The organism is Ponticaulis sp., from assembly GCF_029210165.1.
Taxonomy (GTDB): Bacteria; Pseudomonadota; Alphaproteobacteria; order Caulobacterales; family Hyphomonadaceae; genus Ponticaulis.
Window position 1 is genome coordinate 915,040 of record NZ_JARGNT010000001.1, and the last position, 21,767, is coordinate 936,806.

General features: G+C 55.9%; 28 protein-coding genes. 24 read left to right on the top strand and 4 right to left on the bottom strand.

Translation table 11 applies throughout. The features are described from left to right. The first annotated feature begins 14 nt into the window (after positions 1-14). The 18 genes from murJ (at position 15) to P1U45_RS04620 (ending at position 15,409) form a co-directional block, all read left to right on the top strand. Positions 15-1,583: a murein biosynthesis integral membrane protein MurJ gene (gene murJ, locus P1U45_RS04535; RefSeq protein WP_301057709.1), complete on the top strand. Its 1,569-nt coding sequence runs from the start codon at positions 15-17 to the stop codon at positions 1,581-1,583. Between the two features lie 10 nt (positions 1,584-1,593). Beyond that, complete coding sequence (gene trpS / locus P1U45_RS04540) at positions 1,594-2,628, top strand: tryptophan--tRNA ligase (RefSeq protein ID WP_301057710.1); 1,035 nt, start codon at positions 1,594-1,596, stop codon at positions 2,626-2,628. Positions 2,629-2,678: 50 nt separating this feature from the next. Next, positions 2,679-3,146, top strand: a complete 468-nt coding sequence (locus tag P1U45_RS04545; RefSeq protein ID WP_301057712.1) for a copper chaperone PCu(A)C — start codon at positions 2,679-2,681, stop codon at positions 3,144-3,146. 112 nt (positions 3,147-3,258) lie between these two features. Beyond that, positions 3,259-4,164 (top strand): hypothetical protein, encoded by a 906-nt coding sequence (locus tag P1U45_RS04550; RefSeq protein WP_301057714.1) that lies wholly within the window; start codon positions 3,259-3,261, stop codon positions 4,162-4,164. A 47-nt stretch (positions 4,165-4,211) separates the two neighbouring features. After that, positions 4,212-4,787: a NifU family protein gene (locus P1U45_RS04555; RefSeq protein WP_301057716.1), complete on the top strand. Its 576-nt coding sequence runs from the start codon at positions 4,212-4,214 to the stop codon at positions 4,785-4,787. Between the two features lie 14 nt (positions 4,788-4,801). Beyond that, positions 4,802-5,404: a malonic semialdehyde reductase gene (locus P1U45_RS04560; protein ID WP_301057718.1), complete on the top strand. Its 603-nt coding sequence runs from the start codon at positions 4,802-4,804 to the stop codon at positions 5,402-5,404. 6 nt (positions 5,405-5,410) lie between these two features. Continuing rightward, positions 5,411-6,064, top strand: a complete 654-nt coding sequence (gene tsaB / locus P1U45_RS04565; protein ID WP_301057720.1) for a tRNA (adenosine(37)-N6)-threonylcarbamoyltransferase complex dimerization subunit type 1 TsaB — start codon at positions 5,411-5,413, stop codon at positions 6,062-6,064. Further along, positions 6,033-6,506, top strand: a complete 474-nt coding sequence (locus P1U45_RS04570) for a GNAT family N-acetyltransferase (protein ID WP_301057722.1) — start codon at positions 6,033-6,035, stop codon at positions 6,504-6,506. The genes tsaB and P1U45_RS04570 overlap by 32 nt, the downstream gene beginning before the upstream one ends. A 63-nt stretch (positions 6,507-6,569) precedes the next feature. Further along, a complete protein-coding gene (locus P1U45_RS04575; protein ID WP_022693740.1) occupies positions 6,570-6,989 on the top strand; it encodes a Fur family transcriptional regulator in 420 nt (139 codons plus the stop codon). A gap of 14 nt (positions 6,990-7,003) precedes the next feature. Beyond that, entirely contained in the window at positions 7,004-8,365 is a 1,362-nt protein-coding gene (miaB, locus tag P1U45_RS04580) for a tRNA (N6-isopentenyl adenosine(37)-C2)-methylthiotransferase MiaB (RefSeq protein WP_301057725.1), read from the top strand. After that, positions 8,362-9,369 carry a PhoH family protein gene (locus P1U45_RS04585; protein ID WP_293609123.1) on the top strand — a complete coding sequence of 336 codons (1,008 nt, stop codon included), beginning with the start codon at positions 8,362-8,364 and terminating at the stop codon, positions 9,367-9,369. The genes miaB and P1U45_RS04585 overlap by 4 nt, the downstream gene beginning before the upstream one ends. Beyond that, positions 9,359-9,841: an rRNA maturation RNase YbeY gene (gene ybeY / locus P1U45_RS04590; protein WP_301057727.1), complete on the top strand. Its 483-nt coding sequence runs from the start codon at positions 9,359-9,361 to the stop codon at positions 9,839-9,841. The genes P1U45_RS04585 and ybeY overlap by 11 nt, the downstream gene beginning before the upstream one ends. A gap of 13 nt (positions 9,842-9,854) precedes the next feature. Then, on the top strand, positions 9,855-10,742 hold the full coding sequence (locus P1U45_RS04595) for a hemolysin family protein (protein ID WP_293609121.1): 888 nt from the start codon (positions 9,855-9,857) through the stop codon (positions 10,740-10,742). Between the two features lie 23 nt (positions 10,743-10,765). Further along, a complete protein-coding gene (gene lnt, locus P1U45_RS04600; protein ID WP_301057729.1) occupies positions 10,766-12,436 on the top strand; it encodes an apolipoprotein N-acyltransferase in 1,671 nt (556 codons plus the stop codon). Between the two features lie 90 nt (positions 12,437-12,526). After that, a complete protein-coding gene (locus P1U45_RS04605) occupies positions 12,527-12,979 on the top strand; it encodes a helix-turn-helix domain-containing protein (protein WP_293609119.1) in 453 nt (150 codons plus the stop codon). 86 nt (positions 12,980-13,065) lie between these two features. After that, complete coding sequence (gene metK / locus P1U45_RS04610) at positions 13,066-14,238, top strand: methionine adenosyltransferase (protein ID WP_293616510.1); 1,173 nt, start codon at positions 13,066-13,068, stop codon at positions 14,236-14,238. A gap of 16 nt (positions 14,239-14,254) precedes the next feature. Then, the gene (gene trmB, locus P1U45_RS04615; protein ID WP_301057730.1) at positions 14,255-14,947 is read left to right on the top strand and encodes a tRNA (guanosine(46)-N7)-methyltransferase TrmB; all 693 of its coding nucleotides are present in this window, start codon (positions 14,255-14,257) and stop codon (positions 14,945-14,947) included. A gap of 36 nt (positions 14,948-14,983) precedes the next feature. Further along, positions 14,984-15,409, top strand: coding sequence for a hypothetical protein (locus P1U45_RS04620; RefSeq protein ID WP_301057732.1), 426 nt, complete (start codon positions 14,984-14,986; stop codon positions 15,407-15,409). Positions 15,410-15,412: 3 nt separating this feature from the next. Here the strand turns inward: P1U45_RS04620 and P1U45_RS04625 are convergent, their stop codons facing one another. Continuing rightward, a complete protein-coding gene (locus P1U45_RS04625; protein WP_301057734.1) occupies positions 15,413-16,195 on the bottom strand; it encodes a 3-hydroxybutyrate dehydrogenase in 783 nt (260 codons plus the stop codon). An 86-nt stretch (positions 16,196-16,281) separates the two neighbouring features. On the opposite strand from P1U45_RS04625, the gene P1U45_RS04630 reads away from it, so the two are divergent. From P1U45_RS04630 to P1U45_RS04655, 6 genes are all read left to right on the top strand, one after another. After that, positions 16,282-16,716, top strand: a complete 435-nt coding sequence (locus P1U45_RS04630) for a DUF350 domain-containing protein (protein ID WP_301057736.1) — start codon at positions 16,282-16,284, stop codon at positions 16,714-16,716. Between the two features lie 11 nt (positions 16,717-16,727). Beyond that, a complete protein-coding gene (locus tag P1U45_RS04635; protein ID WP_301057738.1) occupies positions 16,728-17,555 on the top strand; it encodes a serine protease in 828 nt (275 codons plus the stop codon). A gap of 1 nt (position 17,556) precedes the next feature. After that, on the top strand, positions 17,557-18,447 hold the full coding sequence (gene pyrF / locus P1U45_RS04640) for an orotidine-5'-phosphate decarboxylase (protein WP_301057740.1): 891 nt from the start codon (positions 17,557-17,559) through the stop codon (positions 18,445-18,447). A 36-nt stretch (positions 18,448-18,483) separates the two neighbouring features. Next, entirely contained in the window at positions 18,484-19,020 is a 537-nt protein-coding gene (locus P1U45_RS04645; RefSeq protein ID WP_301057742.1) for a TerB family tellurite resistance protein, read from the top strand. Positions 19,021-19,153: 133 nt separating this feature from the next. Further along, positions 19,154-19,633: a hypothetical protein gene (locus P1U45_RS04650; RefSeq protein ID WP_301057744.1), complete on the top strand. Its 480-nt coding sequence runs from the start codon at positions 19,154-19,156 to the stop codon at positions 19,631-19,633. A 72-nt stretch (positions 19,634-19,705) separates the two neighbouring features. Beyond that, positions 19,706-20,524 (top strand): sulfotransferase domain-containing protein, encoded by an 819-nt coding sequence (locus tag P1U45_RS04655; protein WP_301057746.1) that lies wholly within the window; start codon positions 19,706-19,708, stop codon positions 20,522-20,524. Here the strand turns inward: P1U45_RS04655 and P1U45_RS04660 are convergent. From P1U45_RS04660 to P1U45_RS04670, 3 genes are read right to left on the bottom strand one after another with little or no spacing between them, the layout of a single operon-like run. Then, positions 20,521-20,805 carry a YciI family protein gene (locus P1U45_RS04660; protein WP_301057747.1) on the bottom strand — a complete coding sequence of 95 codons (285 nt, stop codon included), beginning with the start codon at positions 20,803-20,805 and terminating at the stop codon, positions 20,521-20,523. The two genes, P1U45_RS04655 and P1U45_RS04660, sit on opposite strands and share 4 nt — an antisense overlap. Then, a complete protein-coding gene (locus P1U45_RS04665; protein WP_366144980.1) occupies positions 20,805-21,269 on the bottom strand; it encodes a VOC family protein in 465 nt (154 codons plus the stop codon). The genes P1U45_RS04660 and P1U45_RS04665 overlap by 1 nt, the downstream gene beginning before the upstream one ends. A 2-nt stretch (positions 21,270-21,271) precedes the next feature. Then, entirely contained in the window at positions 21,272-21,766 is a 495-nt protein-coding gene (locus tag P1U45_RS04670; protein WP_301057749.1) for a hypothetical protein, read from the bottom strand. Between the last annotated feature and the right edge of the window lies 1 nt (position 21,767).

The following is a 21,767-nucleotide window of genomic DNA, read 5'->3' on the forward strand; positions in this document are numbered from 1 at the left end:
TCACGGGGGATGATTTGAGTCTGGTTCGTAACACGCTCGTACAGTCGAGCCTGACACTGGTGAGCCGTGCGCTCGGCTTTACGCGGGACGTGCTTCTTGCCGCCAGAATTGGTGCCGGTCCGATCGGTGATGCGTGGACAACCGCGCTGATGTTTCCAAACCTGTTCCGCCGAATTTTTGCTGAAGGCGCGTTTGCATCGGCTTTTGTGCCCTCCTACTCTCGGACACTTGAAGCTGAAGGGCCGGAGGCTGCCGCCAAAGTGGCGGAAGAGGCGATGCGCGTCCTTTTCGCAATCACCGCCGCGCTCACCATTCTGGCCCAGTTCGCAATGCCATGGCTCTTGCTGCTGGTGCATGGCGGACAGGCAGACGATACCGAGAATTTCAATCTGGCAATCCTCTTAACGCGCATCACCATGCCGTATCTGACCTGCATGTCGATTGCGGCGCTTCTCTCAGGCGTGCTGAATTCAAGCGGCCGGTTTTTCCTTTCGGCCTTTGTACCGACGCTTCTGAACATCTGTCTGATCGGCGCAGCGTTTGTCAGCACGTCTCCGGATGTGACAGCAAAAGCGGCAGCGGTGGCGACACTTCTAGCCGGCATCCTGCAGATGCTGCTTCTTTATTGGGGTGTACGTCGCCAGAATGTGCGCCTGTCCATCATAGGTCTTCCGCGCATTACGCCCGGCGTCAAAAAAGTCATGGCACTCGCCCTGCCCGGCACGATTGCCGCAAGCGGCACTCAGATCAACATTATTGTCAGCCAGTCTCTGGCGAGCTTTGAAGTCGGCGCGAAGACATGGCTTTATTATGCAGATCGCCTCTACCAGCTGCCGCTTGGCCTTGTGGGTGTGGCTGTGGGTGTGGCGATTCTTCCGCGCCTGTCGCGGGCTGCCCGCTCTGATGACAGTAAAACGAGCCGCGCGACCATGGATGAAGGCATTGGTCTTGCGCTTGCGCTTACGCTTCCAGCGGCAGCGGCGCTCGGTGTTGCGCCGGGCTTTCTGATCGAAGGCTTCTTTACACGCGGCGCCTTCCTGACCTCAGATGCCAATAATGCAGGGCTTGCGCTCATGCATTATGCGTGGGGCGTTCCGGCGTTTGTTTTGATCAAGGTGCTGGCCCCTGCCTATTTCGCGCATGAAGATACCAAAACGCCGATGGCCTTTGCGCTCTGGTCGGTCGTGATCAACACCGTTCTGGGCGCTGGCCTGTTCTTCTGGCTGCAATCAAACGGCGCTTACGGATTTCCGGGCCTTGCAATCGCCACCAGCGTCGCGGCCTGGGTCAATGTGATCTTTCTGTTCAGCGGGCTGATGAAGCGCGGCTGGTACACGCCGGGCCCACGTCTGGTGTCACGCCTCGTTCGCGCCCTGCTGGCAACCATGTTGATGGCCGTCGTGCTGGTGGCCGTACTGCGTTATCGCGCGCTGATCGAAACGCATATTTACGATAGCAAACTCGTCGTCACCATGATCTTCATCCTGTTTGGCATGATGACTTACGCAATTTCCGCAATAATCACCGGCGCAGTCCGCATCTCTGACCTAAAAGGGCTGGTGCGACGCCGCGCTGTCGAGTAGATGACCCGCCATGACTGATACCACATCGACATATTCCGGACCGGAGCTTGTATTCTCCGGCGTACAGCCAACAGGTAACCTCCACCTCGGAAACTACCTTGGCGCGTTGGTGAAGTTCGTCCGCCTGCAGGAAACACATAACTGCGTTTTCAGCGTGGTCGATCTTCATGCCATGACGATCCCACAGGAGCCGGGCGCGCTGCAAGCCAATACACGTCAGATCGCAGCGGCATTCCTCGCGGCAGGCGTTGACCCTGAAAAGGCTGTGATCTTCGCCCAGTCCGCCGTTCCGGCACATGTCGAGCTTTGCTGGTATTTCAACTGTGTCGCCCGTATGGGCTGGCTGGAACGTATGACGCAGTTCAAGGAAAAAGCCGGTAAGGACAAGGAACGCGCCAGCGTTGGCCTGTTCGACTATCCGGTTCTGCAGGCCGCTGACATTCTGGCCTATAAGGCAACTCACGTGCCTGTAGGTGAAGACCAGAAGCAGCACCTTGAGCTCTCTCGCGACATCGCCGAGCGGTTTAACCGCGAATATGATGTGCCGGATTTCTTCCCGCAGCCGGAACCCCTTATTCAAGGGCCGGGCGCGCGTATTATGAGCCTGAAAGACGGCACGAAGAAAATGTCGAAGTCAGATCCATCCGATCTGTCACGCATCAACCTCACCGATGATGCAGACACGATGGCGCGCAAGATCAAAAAGGCAAAGACAGACCCTGAACCTCTGCCGGATACGGTTGAGGGCCTGAAGGGTCGCCCGGAAGCTGAAAATCTGGTTGGCATTTATGCGGCGCTGGCAAATTGCTCTTCCGAAGATGTGATCAACCAGTTCGGCGGTCAGGGCTTTGGTGCCTTCAAACCAGCGCTGGCTGAAGTTGTGGTGGACGGCCTCTCGCCTGTCACAAAATCCTTTAATGAATGGCTGGCTGATCCGGCAGCGATTGATGCCGTGCTCGCGGCGGGCGCAGAAAAAGCGTCAGCGATTGCGCAACCGGTTATGGAAGAGGTCCGCGACATTATAGGCTTATGGAAAAAAGGCTGAGTCACGTTATGAAGGCGGAAAGTCACCGCCTTCATAAAGGATTCCCTCCCATGCTCCGCAAAATACTCCTCGCGACAGCCATTCTTGGCCTTACAGCATGCGGCAACTCCACACCGTCGGAAACCGCTCAGGAAGCGACCGGTCCGGCATTCGTCGTCACTGACGCATTTGTCCGTGCACCTGCCGGAGGACGCAATGTCACCGGCGCTTACCTCACCGTGACGTCGAACTCGTCCGAGGACGCGCAGATTGTTGCAGCATCGGCCGACCGTGCCGGCACAGCCGAACTTCACACCCATTTGATGGATGAAGGCGTAATGCGCATGCGTCAGGTTGAGTCTGTCGCGCTGCCAGCTGGCGAAACGGCAGAGTTTGCGCCGCTGCATGATCACATAATGCTGTTTGACGTCGAAGATGGCCTCACCGAAGGCGACACCGTCACGCTCACACTGGAAATCCAGTATGGCGACTCGGTCGAATTCGTTTCAACTGAAGCTGAAGTACGCCTGCGTAACTAGCGCCCGCGCTTAACTTCAAAAGAATCGCAGTCTCCGGCCTTGTGCCCGCCGCAAGGGGTATTCATTCTTCACCTCAATGTCTCGAGACGGGGCGAAGAAGGCCGGAAGCAGCATGTTTGGATGGTTGCGCCATTGGAAACCGATAGGCGGCGGGATGATCATCATCGCGCTCCTTGGCTCCTATCCGGCAACCATGGTGCTCTCTCATAAACTGCCCGACCAGATAGCTGATAGTAGCCGCGACGAAGTCTGGGCCGATCAGCGTATTGGCGCCGCCATCGAGCTTATTCAGACAGAATTCGAGGTCCGACACTGGTCCGACGCGCTTCCCGAATGGCATCCGCAAAACCAGTTGATCGCGGTTCCGGCTTTTCAGGACGGGCTGAGAGAAACGCTGGCGCTGTTTGCAGATCTTCGCGCCGATACCACACGGGCAGGACGCACCCGCAATGAGGATCTCTCAATCGCCGCCACTTTGATCCTGAATGCGACAGGTGAGGGCTCGGCAGACCAGCTATCTGCCGCCGCGCAGGCACTGCGCCGGTTTGATGGACTGATCGCCCGCGCAGTGCTGGACAATGACGCGATGGCGGACCTCATGCGCGCCGAGGCTGCCCTCTATGCCGATATCCTATCGGAAAGCGTCTCAGACATTCGCCGCTCCGTTCAATCCGATGACCATAAAATCTTCAATCGCGCGCGAACGGACCGCTATTACCGGATTATAGGCAAGATTTACGCCGTTGGAACGCTGCTCAATGCTGTTCAGTCTGATGATATTGTTCACCCTGGCTTTCGCGATGCCCGTGAGAAAGCCAGAAACACCCTGGCGCGCGCCTTTGCGCCGCGACCGCTCATTGTTTCAAATCCGGAACCTGGGGACTTCTCTCTGGGCGGAAATGACATGATGACGCTCGCCTATCTGATGGAGGACGCCATCTTCGCGCTGCGCGAACTGGAAGCTGTTCTGGAAGAAAATCACCTTGCCAGCACAACAGATATCCGTGACAGGAGTTGATTTGGAGCCAATAGACCTCCATTTCATGGCTCGATAAGGAGTCTCAAATGTTCATTCAGACTGAAGCCACCCCGAATCCGGACACGCTGAAATTTCTACCGGGAAAACCGGTACTGGAAGACGGCGTGCGTGACTTCGCAAATGCTGAGGAAGGTGAGGTCTCACCGCTCGCGACACGCCTGTTCAACGTTCAGGGCGTCGCGCGCGTCTTTCTTGGCCCAGATTTCGTGTCGGTCACCAAGACCGCCGAGTCCGACTGGCGCCATGTAAAAACCATGACACTCGCCGCGATCATGGACCATTTCATGTCCGGCATGCCCGTAATCGATGAAGCAGCTGATCAGGCCGCGACCAGCGAAGAGATTGTCTATGAAGGCGACACGGCAGAGATTGTGGAGGAAATCAAGCAATTGATCGAAACACGTGTTCGCCCTGCTGTTGCACAGGATGGCGGTGACATTGTGTTTGATCGTTTCGATCCGGAAACTGGTGTTGTGACACTTCACATGCGCGGCGCGTGCGCCGGCTGCCCATCGTCCACAATGACCCTCAAACAGGGCATTGAGAACATGATGCGCCACTATGTTCCGGAAGTAACTGCCGTCGAGCAGGCGCTCGGTTAAACAGGAAATCTTACATGTCATCTCAACTCCCTGCGGAAAGTCTGGACCAGATCTTCCGCGACGCTCGCACACATAATGACTGGACCGACAAGGACGTCGAAGAAGCGCTGATCCGTGGCACATACGATCTGATGAAGTTTGGCCCGACCAGCGCAAACTGCTGTCCGGCGCGCTTTGTCTTTATCCGTTCTGAAGACGCCAAGCAGCGCCTCGCTCCATTCATGAGCGAAGGTAACCGCGAAAAAACGCTAAAAGCGCCATGGACCGTGATCATCGCGCACGATCTGAATTTCCCGGAGAAGATTCCAGAGCTCTTCCCGCACAATCCGGGTGCAAAAGACTGGTTTAACGATCCGCAAAACCGCGCTGAAACTGCATTCCGCAATGGCACGCTGCAAGGCGCTTATTTCATGCTCGCGGCACGCTCTATGGGTCTTGATTGCGGACCAATGTCCGGCTTCGATCGCGGCGGCGTTGATAAGGAATTCTTCCAGTCCAACCCGGAAACAGAACAATGGACAGCGAATTTCATCTGTAGCCTCGGCTATGGCAATGAAGATGCGCTCTTCCCGCGCTCACCGCGTCTGGCGTTTGAAGACGCCTGTCAGATTCTCTGACCCTCAATGAGCCTTAGCCTCGGCATACATACGGCTGGTCCGTTCTGCGGCGTAGCACTTCTGAAAGACGACGCGCTTCTGGCGTTTCGCGAAGACAAGATGCGCCGCGGTCATGATCAGTTTCTGCCGGGGCTTGTTCAGTCGGTTCTTGATGAAACCGGTATCGCCATGGGCGCGATTGACCGGTTCTCGGTTTGCGTCGGCCCGGGCAGCTTTACAGGCATTCGCATCGGCGTTGCCTTTGCGCGCGGTCTCGCGCTCGCAAACGGCAAACAGGCCTTCGGCATTACAAGCCTTGAAGCCTTAGTGAGTACGCCGCAGCAGGGGCCGGTTCTGGCGCTCATCCCTGCCAAACTAAGACCACCGGATCAGACCTTCTGGGCGCAGCGCCTTGAGGGAACGGAGCGTTCCGAGCCGTTCGAACTGAGCGCAAACGATCTGATGGATTATGTCAGCGCAGATATTTCTGTTGTCTGCACGCCGGATGCAGTCGACAACATTCGAAACTTTCTACCGGACCAGCCTCTGGATGTATGCGAGATGACGGCTGCAGGTGTGCCGCGCTGGGCAAAGCTCATCCATGCTGATGACATCCGCGCACCAAGCCCGCTTTATGTGAGAGATCCGGATGCCATTCCCGCCAAGTCTCCGCTTCTCTGATCTCAACACGCTGTCCGGCGCAGACCTCACAAAACTGGCAGACTTGCAGGCTGCGAGCCTTGAAGAAGCCTGGTCATTACAAACCCTGACTTCGATGATTCAGACCCAGTCTGCGTTCGGGCTCGGCGTATTCGATGGTGAGGCGTGCGTCGGGTTGACGGTCTATCTGCCCTGCGTTGATGATTGCGAACTTCTATCCATTGCCACAGCGCCCGTCTTGCGCGGCAAAGGGCTGGCAAAACATATGCTCGATGAAGGCGAAAAGGCCGCCCAGGGATCGGGCTTTGACCGAATTCTTCTTGAAGTCGCTGACGACAATCTGGCTGCGCGCGCTCTATATCAACATCACGGCTTTTCAGAAGATGGCCGTCGTAAGGGCTATTATACCCGCGCGGATTCACCGGCCCGAGACGCAATTCTCATGTCAAAGCCGATCAAATAGGTCAGGATACTGGACCTCACGCGCCAATATGGTCATAAGTGATTTACTATCAGGAAGGTGACTATGAGCAGGATCGAGAAACTCTGCCAGGAAAACGGGCTTAGACTTACAGAACAGCGTCGCGTCATCGCGCGCATTCTGTCAGAGGCCGATGACCACCCCGATGCGGAGGAACTTCACCGCCGCGCGGCAGGTGTGGACCGGAATATCTCGCTTGCCACTGTCTACCGTACTGTGAAGCTGTTTGAAGAAGCTGGCATTATTGAACGCCACGACTTCCGTGACGGCCGTTCGCGCTTCGAAGAAGCCACCGATGATCACCATGACCATTTGATCGATGTACGCACCGGCGACGTCATCGAGTTCGTCAATGAAGAGATTGAGCGGCTGCAAGTTGAGATCGCACGTAAACTGGGGTACAAGCTCGTCGATCATCGTCTGGAACTTTACGGAGTTCCGCTGGACGACTCCGAAAAATCCTGACTGAACGAGCGAAAATGAACGCGGCGACCAAACGCCTCTTTATCAAAACCTATGGCTGCCAGATGAACGTCTATGATTCCGAACGGATGAAAGACGTGCTTGCACCATTGGGCTATGTGACCACCGAAACAGCAGACGATGCCGATCTGGTGCTTCTGAACACGTGTCACATCCGTGAAAAGGCAACCGAAAAGGTTTTCTCAGAACTTGGCCAGCTAAAGCGCCTGAAACAGAAGTCCGGCGGCAAAATGCTGCTCGGCGTGACAGGCTGCGTCGCACAGGCTGAAGGCGAAGAGATTATGCGTCGCCAGCCAGCTGTCGATCTCGTGCTCGGCCCGCAAGCCTATCACAAGCTTCCGGAAATGATTGCGCGCGTTCACCGCGCAGCAAACGAGCGACTTGAGACCGACTTTGATGTCGAAGAAAAGTTCGATGCGCTGCCGCTGGATCGACAGGTCGATGGTCCATCAGCTTTCCTCTCCGTGCAGGAAGGCTGTGATAAATTCTGCACATTCTGCGTGGTACCGTACACACGCGGCGCGGAATTCTCGCGCAATGTCGACGCGATCGTCGCCGAAGCACGTGCGCTGGTGCATAAGGGTGTGCGCGAGATCAATCTGCTCGGTCAGAACGTCAACGCGTATCACGGTGACGCGCCTTCACTTGAGGGCGGCGATAGCTGGACGCTTAGCAAGCTCATTCGCCACCTCGCAAAGATTGACGGACTGGACCGCATTCGTTTCACCACGTCTCACCCGCGCGATATGGATGATGACCTGATCGAAGCATTTGGCGACACTGAAAAACTGATGCCTTACCTGCATCTTCCAATTCAGGCCGGCTCTGATGCCATTCTGAAAGCGATGAACCGCGGCCATACGGCTGAGCGCTATATCGAGATTATTGATCGCCTCCGTGAAATCCGCCCTGATATGGCGATTACGTCTGACTTCATCGTCGGCTTCCCGGGTGAACGTGACCAGGATTTCGAAGACACAATGAAGCTGGTTGAGCGCATTGATTATGCGGCAGCCTATTCCTTCAAATATTCGCGTCGACCGGGTACACCGGCCTCTGACATGTTCAGCCAGGTGCCTGAAGAAGTGAAAGACGAACGTCTGCAACGGCTTCAAGCTCTGCTTCGCGAACAGCAGACACGCTTCAACCAGTCTCAGATTGGCAAAACCCTGCCTGTTCTCGTCACGGGCAAAGCCCGTAATGAGGGCCAGATGGCCGGACGTACGCCTTATCTTCAGGCCACTCACTTTGAATGCTCTGAAGACCTGACAGGCCAGATCGTGAATGTGACGATGAATGCCGCAACGCTGAACTCTGTTGGCGGACATCTGGCATCCAAAGTGGAGCCAGTCGCTTGAGCCTGCCTCCACGCTCGCCCGCATCTCCGATAAGCCGGATTTTCGCGGTCTCAGATACAGAAACCCTGCAAACGATTTGCGGGCCGCATCACCGTAATCTGGAACGGCTTGAACAGCGTCTGGAAGATTATCAACTCCGCGCGGAAAGTCAGGGCGGCGGCATTATGCTGTTTGGCCTCGCTGAAGGCGTTTCCATCGCTGAATTTGCGCTGGGCGCATACCTTCAGAAAGTTACATCCGGCACTGCGCCGGGCGAGCTGGAATTTGATGGCGCAATCAATGGCGCGCTGTCCCGCCTGATGCAGTCGGCTGGTCCGATTAAAGGGCTGAAGGTGAAAGTGCAGGCGCAAACCGCCGGCCAGACCGCCTATCTCTCTGCCCTGCAGAATGAAGAGGCTGGCCTCGTCTTTGGTGTTGGTCCAGCTGGTACAGGTAAGACCTTCCTTGCCGTGGCTATTGGCGCAGCCGAACTTGCGACCGGTCGACGCGACCGCCTGATCGTCGCGCGACCGGCTGTTGAAGCAGGCGAAAAGCTCGGCTTCCTGCCGGGCGATCTGGAAGACAAAGTCGACCCGTACATGCTGCCGATCTGGGATTCACTGCGTGAACTCTTCGGTCAGGAACAGCTAGACCGTCGCCGCCTTCGTGGAGAGATCGAAGTCGCACCTCTTGCCTTCATGCGTGGCCGCACACTCAAAAACGCGTTCGTCATTATTGACGAAGCGCAGAACGCGACCATTCCGCAGATGAAAATGGTGCTGACCCGCCTTGGCCGTAATTCCCGCATGGTGGTGACAGGCGATCCATCTCAGGTCGACCTGCCAAGCAAACAGCCATCCGGTCTTCGTCACGCGCTGAATATTCTCAAAGGCGTGGATGGCGTGCGCCAGATGTATCTGTCGCGTAGCGATGTGGTACGTCACGACCTCGTCTCACGCATTGTTGATGCCTATGATAAGGCCGAGAAACAGTCCCCTCCGGACGGGCAGGCCGATGAGCGCTGATCTTCCGGAGATCGATCTGCGCATTGATGCAGACAACTGGTTATCCGACGGCGATGAATCCCGGCTTCTTTCACTCGCACACACCGCTATGGCGGCCGCCGCACAGCACACACGTGGCGGACGCGTCGACCTACTGTTGACGGACGATGACGCCATGCAGGTCCTGAACCGTGACTGGCGCGAGAAGGACAAACCGACTGATGTTTTGTCCTTCCCGTCTGACGATGATGCATTCGAAGACGGATTTTTAGGTGACATCGCCCTTGGATACGGGGTGGTGCATGCCGATATGGACAAACTCGAACGTCCGTTTGACGCGCATTACAGTCATCTTCTCATTCATGGATATCTCCACTTGCTGGGATTTGATCATGAAACCGAAGACGACGCTGCGGAAATGGAACCGCTCGAAACCAAAATTCTTGCAGAGCTGGGTTATCCTGACCCATACTGCCTGAACACCGAACCTTGAGGATACCGTCCAAGTGGACACGTCAGAACCATCGCCCAGTCAGGGTTTGATTTCTAAACTCGCTACGGCCCTGTCTCGAAATTCCGCTCCCGAGCATGAGGTTTCTACCTCATCCGAGACGACTTCTACTCCATCTCCTGCAGAAATCCGCCTGCGCCTCGCTGAATTCGAGCGTATGCGCATTGATGACGTGATGATCCCGCGTGCAGAGATTGTTGCTGTGGAAGAACAGACGACCCTACCGGATCTCGTCCGCTTGTTCGCTGACACCACGCATTCCCGTCTGCCGGTTTATCGCGAAACGCTGGATGATCCGATCGGTCTTGTTCACATCAAGGACCTTGTTTCTGTTCTGGCAGACCAGTCAGACGGTGAAGAAACAGATGCGTTGCGCCCACTGACAGGTCTGCGCCGTGAAATCCTCTATGTTCCACCGAGCATGCGTCTTCGTGACCTGCTGGTGAAAATGCAGTCCACCCGTATTCACCTTGCTCTCGTTGTCGACGAATACGGTGGCACGGATGGTCTTGTGTCTCTGGAAGATCTCGTTGAACAGATTGTTGGCGAGATTGAAGACGAACACGATGATGACGCGCCTCTGATCACAGCAAAAGGTCGCGGCATCTTCGAAGCAGATGCGCGCGCCGAAATCGACGACTTCCTGGAAGATTCCGGTTTCGACATGTCGCTGTCTGAATACGAAGACGAAATTGACACGCTTGGCGGTGTTGTGTTCGCGATTGCAGGCCGTGTGCCTCAACGCGGCGAGATCATTCGCCACCCGAATGGCGTGGATATGGAAATCATTGATGCAGACACGCGCAGAATTCGTCGCATCCGTGTGCGTTGCCCTGTTGATACGGCGCCCAAATCCGGCAATTCAATCGGGTACGATATTTAACGCCACGCGCCGGAGACCAGCTTTTGGACCGCTCTGAATCTTTTTCTGTCGGAACACTCCACGCGGCAATTGCAGGTCTCTCCCCCTTTAAAGCTTTTATGCTCTCGCTCGTCTGCGGGATTTTGACTGTTTTTGCGTTTGCACCGTTCTATTTCTGGCCGGTTTTTATTCTTGTGATCAGCCTGCTTGTCTGGCTGGTTGATGGCGCACGTACGCGCGAGAAGTGGGGCAAGGCTGTCTTCATGCGCGGCTGGGCGTATGGCATCGGCTTTACGCTCGCCAGCATGCACTGGACCGCCCAGCCTTTCCTTGTGAACCCCGAACAACATCTGGCCTTCATCTGGATGCCGCTGATTTTGCTGCCGGCTGGCCTCGGGCTTTTCTTCGGCCTTGGAACACTTCTGGCAGGCCGGTTCTGGAGCCGCACACCAGCGCGCGTATTCGCTTTTGCGACCGCGCTGGCGTTTACAGAGCTTCTTCGCGGAACAGTGTTTGGGGGGTTTCCATGGAACTGGTCCGGCATGGTCTGGGAGCCAGGCTCGCCTGTCTCTCAAATGGCGTCATTGTTTGGCCTCTGGGGCCTGTCCGCCCTCACCTTCCTGCTCGCTGCAGCACCTGCTGCCATGGCGGACTATCGCCGTGAAGGTAGCGATTTCAATCGCATCTTCCCGCTCATGGTCAGCGCCGTCATCTTCGCATCCGGTTGGGCGTGGGGTACCGGGCGGATCATGACCAACCCGGCCACCGAAGGCGCGGCCGTGCGAATCGTCGACGTTGAAGTGAGGCAGGACGATAAATATCCGACCGACCCTGAAGGGCGACCGGTTGTCACACAACAACTTCGTAGTGAGGCGGCGACAAATATTCTGCGCGCCTACCTCATCGGAACCGGCGACGACTTTCAGGATGAACCACGTCTGGTTGTATGGCCCGAGGCTGCCCTGCCACTTCCATTGCTTCAGGACCCGAATGCGCTCGACGCTGTTGCCCTGAGGCTTGGCGAAAGATCACTCATTGCGGGAACGGCGCGCGTCGACCGCTATGCCGAGCCGCAGCCGGAATGGTACAACAGCCTCGCCATTATAGATGCCCGCAGCCGGATGCGCGGTGCGAACGCGATTTATGACAAAAACCGTCTAGTGCCATTCGGTGAACTTTCAGCCGCCGACATCATACCCTTCGGACATTCCATCAGCGGCATCCTGCCTGGCGCGCTACAACAAATGGCGACCGCCGGTTTCACGCCCGGCCCCGAAGGTAGCCCGCTGGAGCTGAATGACGGCCGTAGCTTCCTGCCTCTGATCTGTTACGAGGCCCTGTTTCCGGGCCTGGTTCAGCGAACATTGGGCGAGGCAGATTTTCTCGTGAATATATCGATCGACAGCTGGTTTGGTACGGGTATTGGCCCCGAACAGCATTATTCTCAGGCCCGCTACCGTGCAATCGAGACAGGGCGCCCACTCGTTCGTGCAGCAAACCTTGGGTATTCAGGGGTAGTTGACGTCTACGGAAGGGAAGTGCAGTCGAATATTAGCGCTAACATGGTGGAAGACCTGCCAGTAAAGGTCATCGACACTATAGTTCCCGACTACACGGTCGTTACGCTTTTCAATCAGTGGTCATCGTACTGGACTTGGTTAATGCTGATTTTGATGAACATGGTCACGTTCTTTTATTACAGAATCAGCGCTTGACAGGGCATGTTAGGCGTAACAAAGAAGTGTACATACAAAGTGTGATAAAGAAAAAAACAACCCCAATAACTGAGCGAAAATAAAAACAAAATGAGCGAAAATAAGCTTCCAAATCTGATCGACAAACACGTCGGTCGTCGTATCCGGTGGCGTCGGCGCGAGCTGAAGCTGAGCCAGGAACGTCTTGGCGAAATGCTGGGACTCACATTTCAACAAGTCCAGAAATACGAGAAGGGTGTAAACCGTATCTCGGCTGGACGTCTATTTGACGTGGCTAAGGTTCTCGAAGTCACCATCAATTATTTTTATCAAGGCGTAGATGAAGTCGGTGACCTGGCTGCACTTGGCGTTGCCGAGGACGGTGACGAGGGTGATCTGGCTGGCATGATCGACGCAAACGCGATCGACCTTGTGACTGCATATCAGTCCATTCCTGATCCACGTCTTCGCAAATCCCTCCTCGACGCAGTGAAAGCAGCCGCTGAATCTTTCAGTCGCAATGCAACGTTCCGCGCCGAAGACGAGAGCGAAAAATCCGATTAACCACGGGTAGACGTTCGGGCTATAAACAAATAAAGAACGCCCCGTGTTGCGGGGCGTTTTTTGTTATCTGCTGATGGAGACTTTGGGTGATCCGAAAATCTTACAATTTCACAAGTGAAAGTGTTTCTGAGGGACACCCGGACAAAGTCTGCGACCGGATCTCGGACTCTATTGTCGACCTGTTCATCGGTCGCTTCCCAGAAGCGCGTGTCGCGTGTGAAACGCTGACAACGACGAACCTTATCGTTCTGGCTGGCGAAATGCGCATGCCGGAAGACCTGATGCCGTCTCTGGAAGAGATGGAGCACACCGCCCGTCAGGCAGTGAAAGATATCGGCTACCACCAGAAAGGCTTCCACTGGCGCACGGCTGAACTCATCAACCGTCTGCACGGACAGTCCAACGACATCGCCATGGGCGTTGACGAAGGCACTGACAAGGAAGAAGGCGCGGGCGACCAGGGCATTATGTTCGGTTACGCGACGAATGAAACGCCAGAGCTGATGCCTGCGCCAATCATCTATTCACACCAGATCCTGAAGCGTATGGCAGAGCTCCGTAAATCAGGTGAGCAGCCTGAATTCGAGCCGGACGCAAAATCTCAGGTGACACTACGCTATGAAGACGGCCGCCCGGTCGGCGTTGAAAGCGTTGTTGTCTCTACACAGCACAAATACGGTTTCACCCCGGACGATATCCGCGAACTGGTTCGTCCGATCGTGACAGAAGTTCTGCCTGAAGGCTGGTTCCCACCGGAAGAAGAATTCTACGTGAACCCGACCGGCAACTTCGTCATTGGTGGTCCGGATGGTGACGCAGGCCTGACAGGCCGCAAAATCATCGTCGACACATATGGCGGCGCCGCCCCACACGGCGGCGGCGCGTTCTCTGGTAAAGACCCGACCAAGGTTGACCGGTCAGCAGCTTATGCCTGCCGTTACCTCGCGAAGAACGTGGTCGCTGCCGGTCTTGCAGACCGTTGCACCATTCAAGTCTCTTACGCGATCGGCGTTGCAAAACCTCTGTCGGTTTATGTGAACTGCGATGGCACAGAGAAAGTCGAGCCGGAGAAGATCGAAAACGCACTGCGTGATCTGATGGATCTGTCTCCTAAGGGCATCCGTACCCACCTGCAGCTCAACCGTCCGATCTATGCGCGTACAGCAGCTTACGGTCACTTCGGTCGTACACCTGAAGCAGATGGCGGCTTCTCCTGGGAGAAAACCGACATTGCTGACCAGCTGAAGGGCCTCCTCTAGAGGTTAGACCCGACAGATGACACAGGACGATCGTCCTCTGCGAGAGGTCAGAACATTCGGGCGCCGCGATGGGCGCCCGCTCTCAAAGAAGCAAAAGCATCTTTATCAGACGCTGTTTCCCGAGATTGAAGTTCCCAAGGAAGGCCCGCTCACCAGCGAGGGCCTTTTTGGTGATGCGCGCCCGCTATGGCTGGAAATCGGCTTTGGCGGCGCTGAGCATCTTATCCGCCGGGGCCGTCTGAACCCTGATGTCGGGCTGATTGGCGCTGAACCGTTTCACGACGGTGTCGCGAAAGCGCTCACCGGCATTGCGGACAATGATCTCAAAAACATCCGTCTGCATGATGATGACATCCGCCTTGTCCTGCCGAACTTTGGCGAAGCAGCTTTCGAGCGGTGTTTTATCCTGTTTCCAGATCCTTGGCCAAAGCGTCGCCAGCAAAAGCGCCGTCTGATCCAGCCGGCCTTTCTGGATGAACTCGCCTATGCCCTGAAGCCGGGCGCGCAGGTACGCTTCGCTACCGATGTTATGAGCTATGCCGATGAAGCGCTCTGGCGTTTCCTTCAGCATGGGGCATTCGAATGGCATGCCGAACGCGCTGATGACTGGCGCAATCAGCCGGAAGACCATGAACCAACACGCTATCAGCTGAAAAAGCTTGGCGATTGCGAACCGGTCTGGCTCGAGTTCACCCGCCGAGCAAATTAAGGCATAGCTGGACCTGAAAAGGTCGGGGGCTTAGCCGTGCTGGATAATCTTCAAAACATTCTGACGAGTTTTGCCGCCTTGTTATGTGGCTTTGCCGTTGGCGGCACATGGGTTGGTGTCGTCGTCGTGCCAAATGAGTCTTTCGACCATATGGATCACACCCGCGCAGACCGGAATGTGCGCGAAACACTAATTGCCACGTCTACCCCGATAGCCATCATGCTGGTGGCCGCATCTGCGCTAGCCGTACTGGGCGGCGCTTTGGGTGCAGGCATTGTCGCGGCCGTGTCAGCGTTCGGATATTTTACCAACCGTTGGACGCTTGCGCCTCGCAAACCGCGATCGGCCCCTCCCGGTGCCCGTCAGCGCAAAAAAACACAGCGCGTCGTTGCCGTCGCGCTGTCTCTCATCTTCGGATTGGGATCAATCGCAGCCGGTGTCATGGCCGCGCTACAGATTTGAGTGTTACTGGGCGACCCAGCCGCCATCCATCTGCATCATTGTGCCGTTGATCTGGTCTGCTGCTGGTGAGCAGAGGAAGTAGGCCATTTCGGCGACCTGCTCTGACGTCACAAACTCTTTCGTCGGTTGCGCAGCGAGAAGCACATTCTCTTTGACTTCCTGCTCGGAAATACCGCGCGCTTTCGCTGTATCTGCGATCTGGTTCTCAACGAGCGGCGTGTAGACATAACCCGGGCAGATTGCGTTACAGCGAACACCTTTCGTTGCGCCTTCAAGCGCAATCACCTTCGTCAGACCCGCAATGCCGTGCTTGGCCGCGACATAAGCCGATTTGAACGGCGACGCGACGAGCGCGTGTGCCGACGCAGTATTGATGATGCGGCCCCAACCTTTTTCTTTCATGTAAGGCAGCGTCAGGCGCGTTGTGTGGAAGCTGGATGTGAGGTTCAGACCGATGATCAGATCCCATTTTTCGACCGGAAACTCCTCGATCGGCGCGACGTGCTGAACGCCGGCATTGTTCACCAGAATATCTACGCCGCCGAACGCCTCATTGGCTTCAGCAATCATGGCTTCAATCTGGTCAGGTTTGGTCAGGTCGGCACCCGAATAAAGAGCCTTGATGCCGTACTCTTTTTCTAGTGATTGGCGAAAGTCTTCGATCTCTTTCGCGTCTCCGAACCCATTGACTACGACATTTGCTCCGGCCTGCGCCAATCTGGTCGCAATCGCCTTGCCAATTCCGCTCGTCGAGCCTGTAATCAGAGCGGTTTTTGCTTGAAGCATGGCGCAATCTCCTGAATTGTTGCTACAACCAATCTGAACGTGACAGTCCACGGGTTGTTTCACGGGTTTCTTCTAAGGGGAGTCAAATGGACGCGGCAATCCAGTCCTTCGCTCACGGTTTCGATAACTTTCTGATCAGCACGCTCACTGCGGGCGCAATGTTGGTCGTGAGCTGCGTAATTTATGTTCTGCTTACCCCGATGAAAGAGCTCGAGCTCCTGCGCAATGGCAATGCGTCAGCTGGTCTCGGCCTTGCTGGTGTAATCATTGGTCTGGCTATCCCAATTGCGTCGGCTCTCGCAACAAGTGTTTCGCTATTTGACCTGTTAATCTGGGGTGTTGTCGCACTTTTAATTCAACTTCTGGCCTTCCGTTTTGTAGATCTGATCCTGAAAGACCTTCCGCAGCGTATCCAGAATGACGAAGCCGGTGCGGCAATCCTGCTGATTGCCGTTAAAATCTCCTCTGCCATGATCATTGGCGCGGCGCTCTGGGTGCCCGCACCGCCGCCACTTGGATAAGGTCATTTCCGGTGAAGCTGCCTGACTGGTTCATATATACAGTAGCTCTGGCCGCCGTGCTCTACACGCTCTTCTCAAACTCGGAGAGCGATGACGCACCGCCCGCAGTGCCCGAAGAAATCCAGCTTCCGGATGTCACGCTCCCACTTCCATCCATGTTCGATGAAGAAGTTCTGGTCGAGCTCGAAGAAACCGACAGCCCGAGCATTGGCACTGCTTTTTCCGTAGGCCGGGAGGGCATGTGGCTAACCGCGCGACACGTCGTAGACGGCTGTTCCGATCTTGCCGTGCAGGTCGGCAATAGCCGTATCGTGCCGGTCACACGCTATGAAACTGCACAATCAGCTGATCTGGCCCTCCTCTACACCGATGGCGGACCGGAACCGACTGTGCTTGATCTTGAAGAAGAGCTACGCGTTGGTCAGCAAGGCTATCATATCGGCTACCCGCAGGGGCGCGCCGGTGAAGTCAGCTCCCGCCTTCTTTCACGGTCGGTCCTTCGGACATCCGGTCGCTATCAGGCATCCGAACCGGTTATCGCCTGGGCTGAATCAGGGCGCACCAGAAACCTGGTCGGCACACTAGGCGGCATGAGCGGCGGACCGCTTTTCAATGAAAATGGCGAAGTGATTGGCGTCACCGTGGCGGAAAGCCCGCGACGCGGCCGGATTTACACCGCGGCGCCGACCTCACTGCAGTCTTTTCTGAACGCTGAAGCCGATTTAATGCTCGACGGGGAGCAGACACGCAGCCTCAGCCCCGATAACTATGGCGGCGAAGGCGACCGTCTGCGTCGCAATCTGACCATTGTTAAAGTCCTTTGCAGAGCCAGAGATTGATATGACCCGACCATTTGCTGACAGGCTGATTGAGAAAACTCGTGAGTTCGGCCCGCTCTGTGTCGGCATTGACCCTCATCCGCATATGTTCCCGGAACTGTTCGGCAATCCAAGCGCGGGCAGTATTGCGGTCTGGGCGGACGGCATTATCGAAGCGGCCGCAGGCAAAGTGGCCTGCATCAAACCGCAAGCGGCCTTCTTTGAAATCTGGGGCAGCCCAGGCATGGCTGCGATGGAGCATATCTGTAAGACAGCGCGTAATGCAGGTCTTCTTGTAATCATGGATGCCAAACGCGGCGATATCGGCTCCACCGCACAGGGCTATGCGACGGCCTATCTGGGTGAGAACGCGTCATGTGCGTGCGATGCGCTTACCGTGAACCCGTATATGGGCCTTGAGACGCTCGACCCGTTCGTCAATACGGCGGCAGATAACGGCCGCGGCATTGCTGTGCTCACGCGCACATCCAATCCGGGCGCAGCGGACATTCAGGAAAAGATTGTTGAGGGCGAGCCCGTCTTCATGCGTATGGCGAAAGCCTTCCATGAAAAGGGCCAGAAGCTGAAGGGCAAATCGACCGACTGGTCCGGCATGATGCTGGTGGCTGGCGCAACTGCGCCTGAAGAAGCCCGCCAGATCCGCGAAGCGGCTCCTGACAATCTGCTGCTCGTTCCGGGTTATGGCGCGCAAGGCGCTGGCGCAGCCGAAGCCGTGGCCGGTTTTGTGCCCGTAAACGGCACTCTTGAAGGCGGCGTCGTGAACGCTTCGCGCTCGGTTACCTTCCCCGAGGCAGCCCAGAAGGCGGGCACCGTAGAAGAATGGCAGCATGCGATTTCCGAAGCGATTAAATTTGCCCAAGATGATCTGTTAAAAGCTACCCAGAATTGCTAAACAGTTTCCTTTCCTGATTGGGGGAGGGAAATTCACATGCATATTCTTCTAGCCGTGCTTGGCGGACTTAGCGCGCTCGGTGTTCTGCTCTGGCGCATTCAGTCGGGCATGCATGCAGCCCGTGAAATCAAGGACTTTGCAGAAGGTGCTATAAACCTTCCCCGCAAACTCGCCTTTCGCAGAAAATCCGGGAAATCAGGCTCCAGTCTCGTTGAGGACCCGCGCGAAGCCGCCACAATCCTAATGTTGGAAGTCGCGCGCGCTGGCGGAGACGTCACGCGTACTCAGAAAGACGTGATCGAGCGCCTTGTGTCAGAGAATTTCGGCTTTTCTGCCAGTGATGCAGAAGAAGTTATCGTGCAGGCGGCGTGGGTTAGTGAAAAAGAAGCCCGGACCGATGCGCTTCTACGCCGGATGGCACGGGTTGTGTCTAACGCGGTGTCCCGCCAGGAACTGATCGAACTGAAAGATATGATGGTTGAAGTGGGCGCAGCAGACGGTGGCCCGAACCAGAACCAGTTCGATACCATCACGGAATATCAAACTCTCGTTGGGCTGACGCGCCAAGCCTGATTGTCTCCTTTTCCTTTCGAAGCGCCTGTCCTACATTGAAAGGACTAAAGGCCGGATCAAAGCTGGACATGATGAAGCACACAATCACTTCACATTTGACGTATTCCGTATCGCAAGACGGGTGCGACGTCTGATGCAGGTCTGGTTCGCCATTATTGCCATTGCTGCATTCGCCTTTCTGATTGCCCGCGCCATGCGTGAAAAAGCCGAAAAACAGCGCGTTGAGAACTCACATGAGAGCGAAGTGACCCACCATATAACCGAGCCGCTAATGGGCATTCTCGGATTCATGATGGCCATTATCTGGGCCGATGGTGAGCCAGATAACGCACAGATTGATGCCACCTTCTCCATTCTGAAAAGCCGCTTTCGCCTTGATGATGACGAGGCCCCACAAGCTATGGGCGCCGCATCCGGACTGTTGCATACCGCCAAAGACAAAGACGCCCTGCTCCGTGACCTTGGCCGTCTGATCCGTCGGAACTATTCGGATCGCGAGATTATCGATTTCGACGAAGTGCTGGTTGAACTGACCGAGGTGAAAAGCGAGCCAACGCGCGCCCAATTGCGCATTCTACAGGTCTTCCGCACGCAGACAGGTGTGACCGTTTAGTCGGGCCTTCCCTAAAGTGACGCCATGTTCTAATCGAAGGCAGTCGACCTTTGAGCAAGCAAGCGTAGTTTCATGTCTGATCCCTATAATTCCCGCGTCTGGAAAGATAACTGGCTGAACGGATCAGTCTTCCGTCACGGTCGCCTGCAAGGGTGTCTGGTGACGTCGAAGAATTCCGGCACGCACTGGATCAAATACATGCTGAGCGTTGCGCTGGCTGAAACGTATGGCGTGGAACCACCGCCATACTTCTCAGAAGCTGCGACCCAGCCCTATATCGGCAATCCGAAAAAGGTATCACCGTTCACGGAGCTGCCAGCGCTGGCGTTCGCACACACGATTCCGCATGCCCTGATGGACCAGAAATGGTCACACAGCCTTTTTAACCTGCCGCCTTATGTTCTGCAGGTGCGCCATCCGATGCAAATCCTCGCATCGCACTTCACCAAGTGGAATTACGAGCTGCAAACCGACTGGCTGACTTATCTGAAGGGCGACCCGTCAGGTGAGATGTATCGCTGCGATCTGTTCTGGCTGGCGCGCTTCTGGAATCGCTGGGGCGATCTGAAACAACGCTTCCCGGAAAAGATTCTGCGCGTGCGTTATGAAGAGGTGCAAGCCGATACGCGCGGCCGCCTGCAAGCGATCTCAGATCATTGGAAGATCAACCTCACACCGGCCTCTATCGAAATGGCGATTGAAGCAGGCACAAAAGAGGCTATGGCTAAAAAGGTTGACCCGAGCGCAGAAAAGAACGTGCTTCAGAAGCGCAAAGACGATCTGAGCGAGCTCTTCACCGGCGAAGCGCTCGCAATCTATCAGGATATTGTTGGCGAGTATTTCCGCCATGATCTTGGATATGACCTTCTGGCCATTCCGCAAAAAAGCTAGTTCGAGATCACCAGTTTGAACGGGCGGATATCCACCGTCTGGAAGAGGCCGGCCTTTATATAAGGGTCTTCAGCCTGAAACGCTTTGAGCGCCTCTTCGCTTTCCGCCTCGATCAGAAACACCGAGCCGACAAAGCTCTCACCATCGTCAGCCAGCAGCGGGCCCGCCATGCGGACGGTGTCGCCAGCGGCTTTGGCCCACTCAAGGTGAGCAGCGCGGTTTTCAAGGCGAAGGTCGAGCGCGTTCGACTTATCGAGCGCCATCACATGAAACAGTGCCATTACCAGCTCCCGATATTCTCTGCGCTTGCCCAAGGCTCTTTAGGCGCCTGCGGCTTGCCCTTCTGAAGAAGTTCTACGGAGATACCGTCCGGAGAGCGGACGAAAGCCATATAGCCATCACGTGGCGGGCGGTTGATCGTCACGCCCATAGCGGACAGGCGCTCAACGACTTCGTAGACATCACCGACCTGATAGGCCAGATGCCCGAAATTGCGGCCGCCTGCATATTCTTCAGGGTCCCAGTTATGGGTCAGCTCGACCATTGGAATGCCCTCTTTGAGCGGCGTGCCGGAGGTATCAAACTTCACGCGGTCGAGATCTTCGGGGGCCGCCAGGAATACCAGCGTAAAACGTCCGGCCTCATTATCGATCCGGCGGACTTCCTTCAGCCCGAGCCCCTCACAGAAAAATTTCAGCGTGTCATCCAGATTGGTCACGCGAACCATGGTGTGAAGATACTCAATGCTCATTGTTCGGAAACTCCCCAGGAATTCAGTGTTGCAGGATCAGGCGCTTTTTCCTGCGCCCATTCCACGTCAAAGTTAGCAGGACGGCCTTTATGGTAACGGTGCGCGTAAATACCTGCGACCAGCACAAGCGACGCCATAGTCGTCACAGCCAGATAGAATGAATGGACCAGCGTGCCTTCGGCGAAAACATCATTTGCGCCGTTAAAGTAATAGAGCTTCACCCAGATTGTACTGAACAGCCAGACAGCCAGCGGCATGACAATGGTCGCCGTCAGACAAGCGAGCCAGCGATAAATCGAAACACGCAAAACGCTGGTGCGGATATGCGCTTTTTCGAACGGTTCATATGGTTCGTCAGCGGGAAACTCTCCGCGCTGACGGGCAGCGTCATACACAATGCGCGCCTCTTTCTTGATGCCGGTAAAGCTCCACGCGATGAACGCAGCCCAGACGGCGTAAAAGCCGATGATGCCAAGGATAATCCAGGTCAAT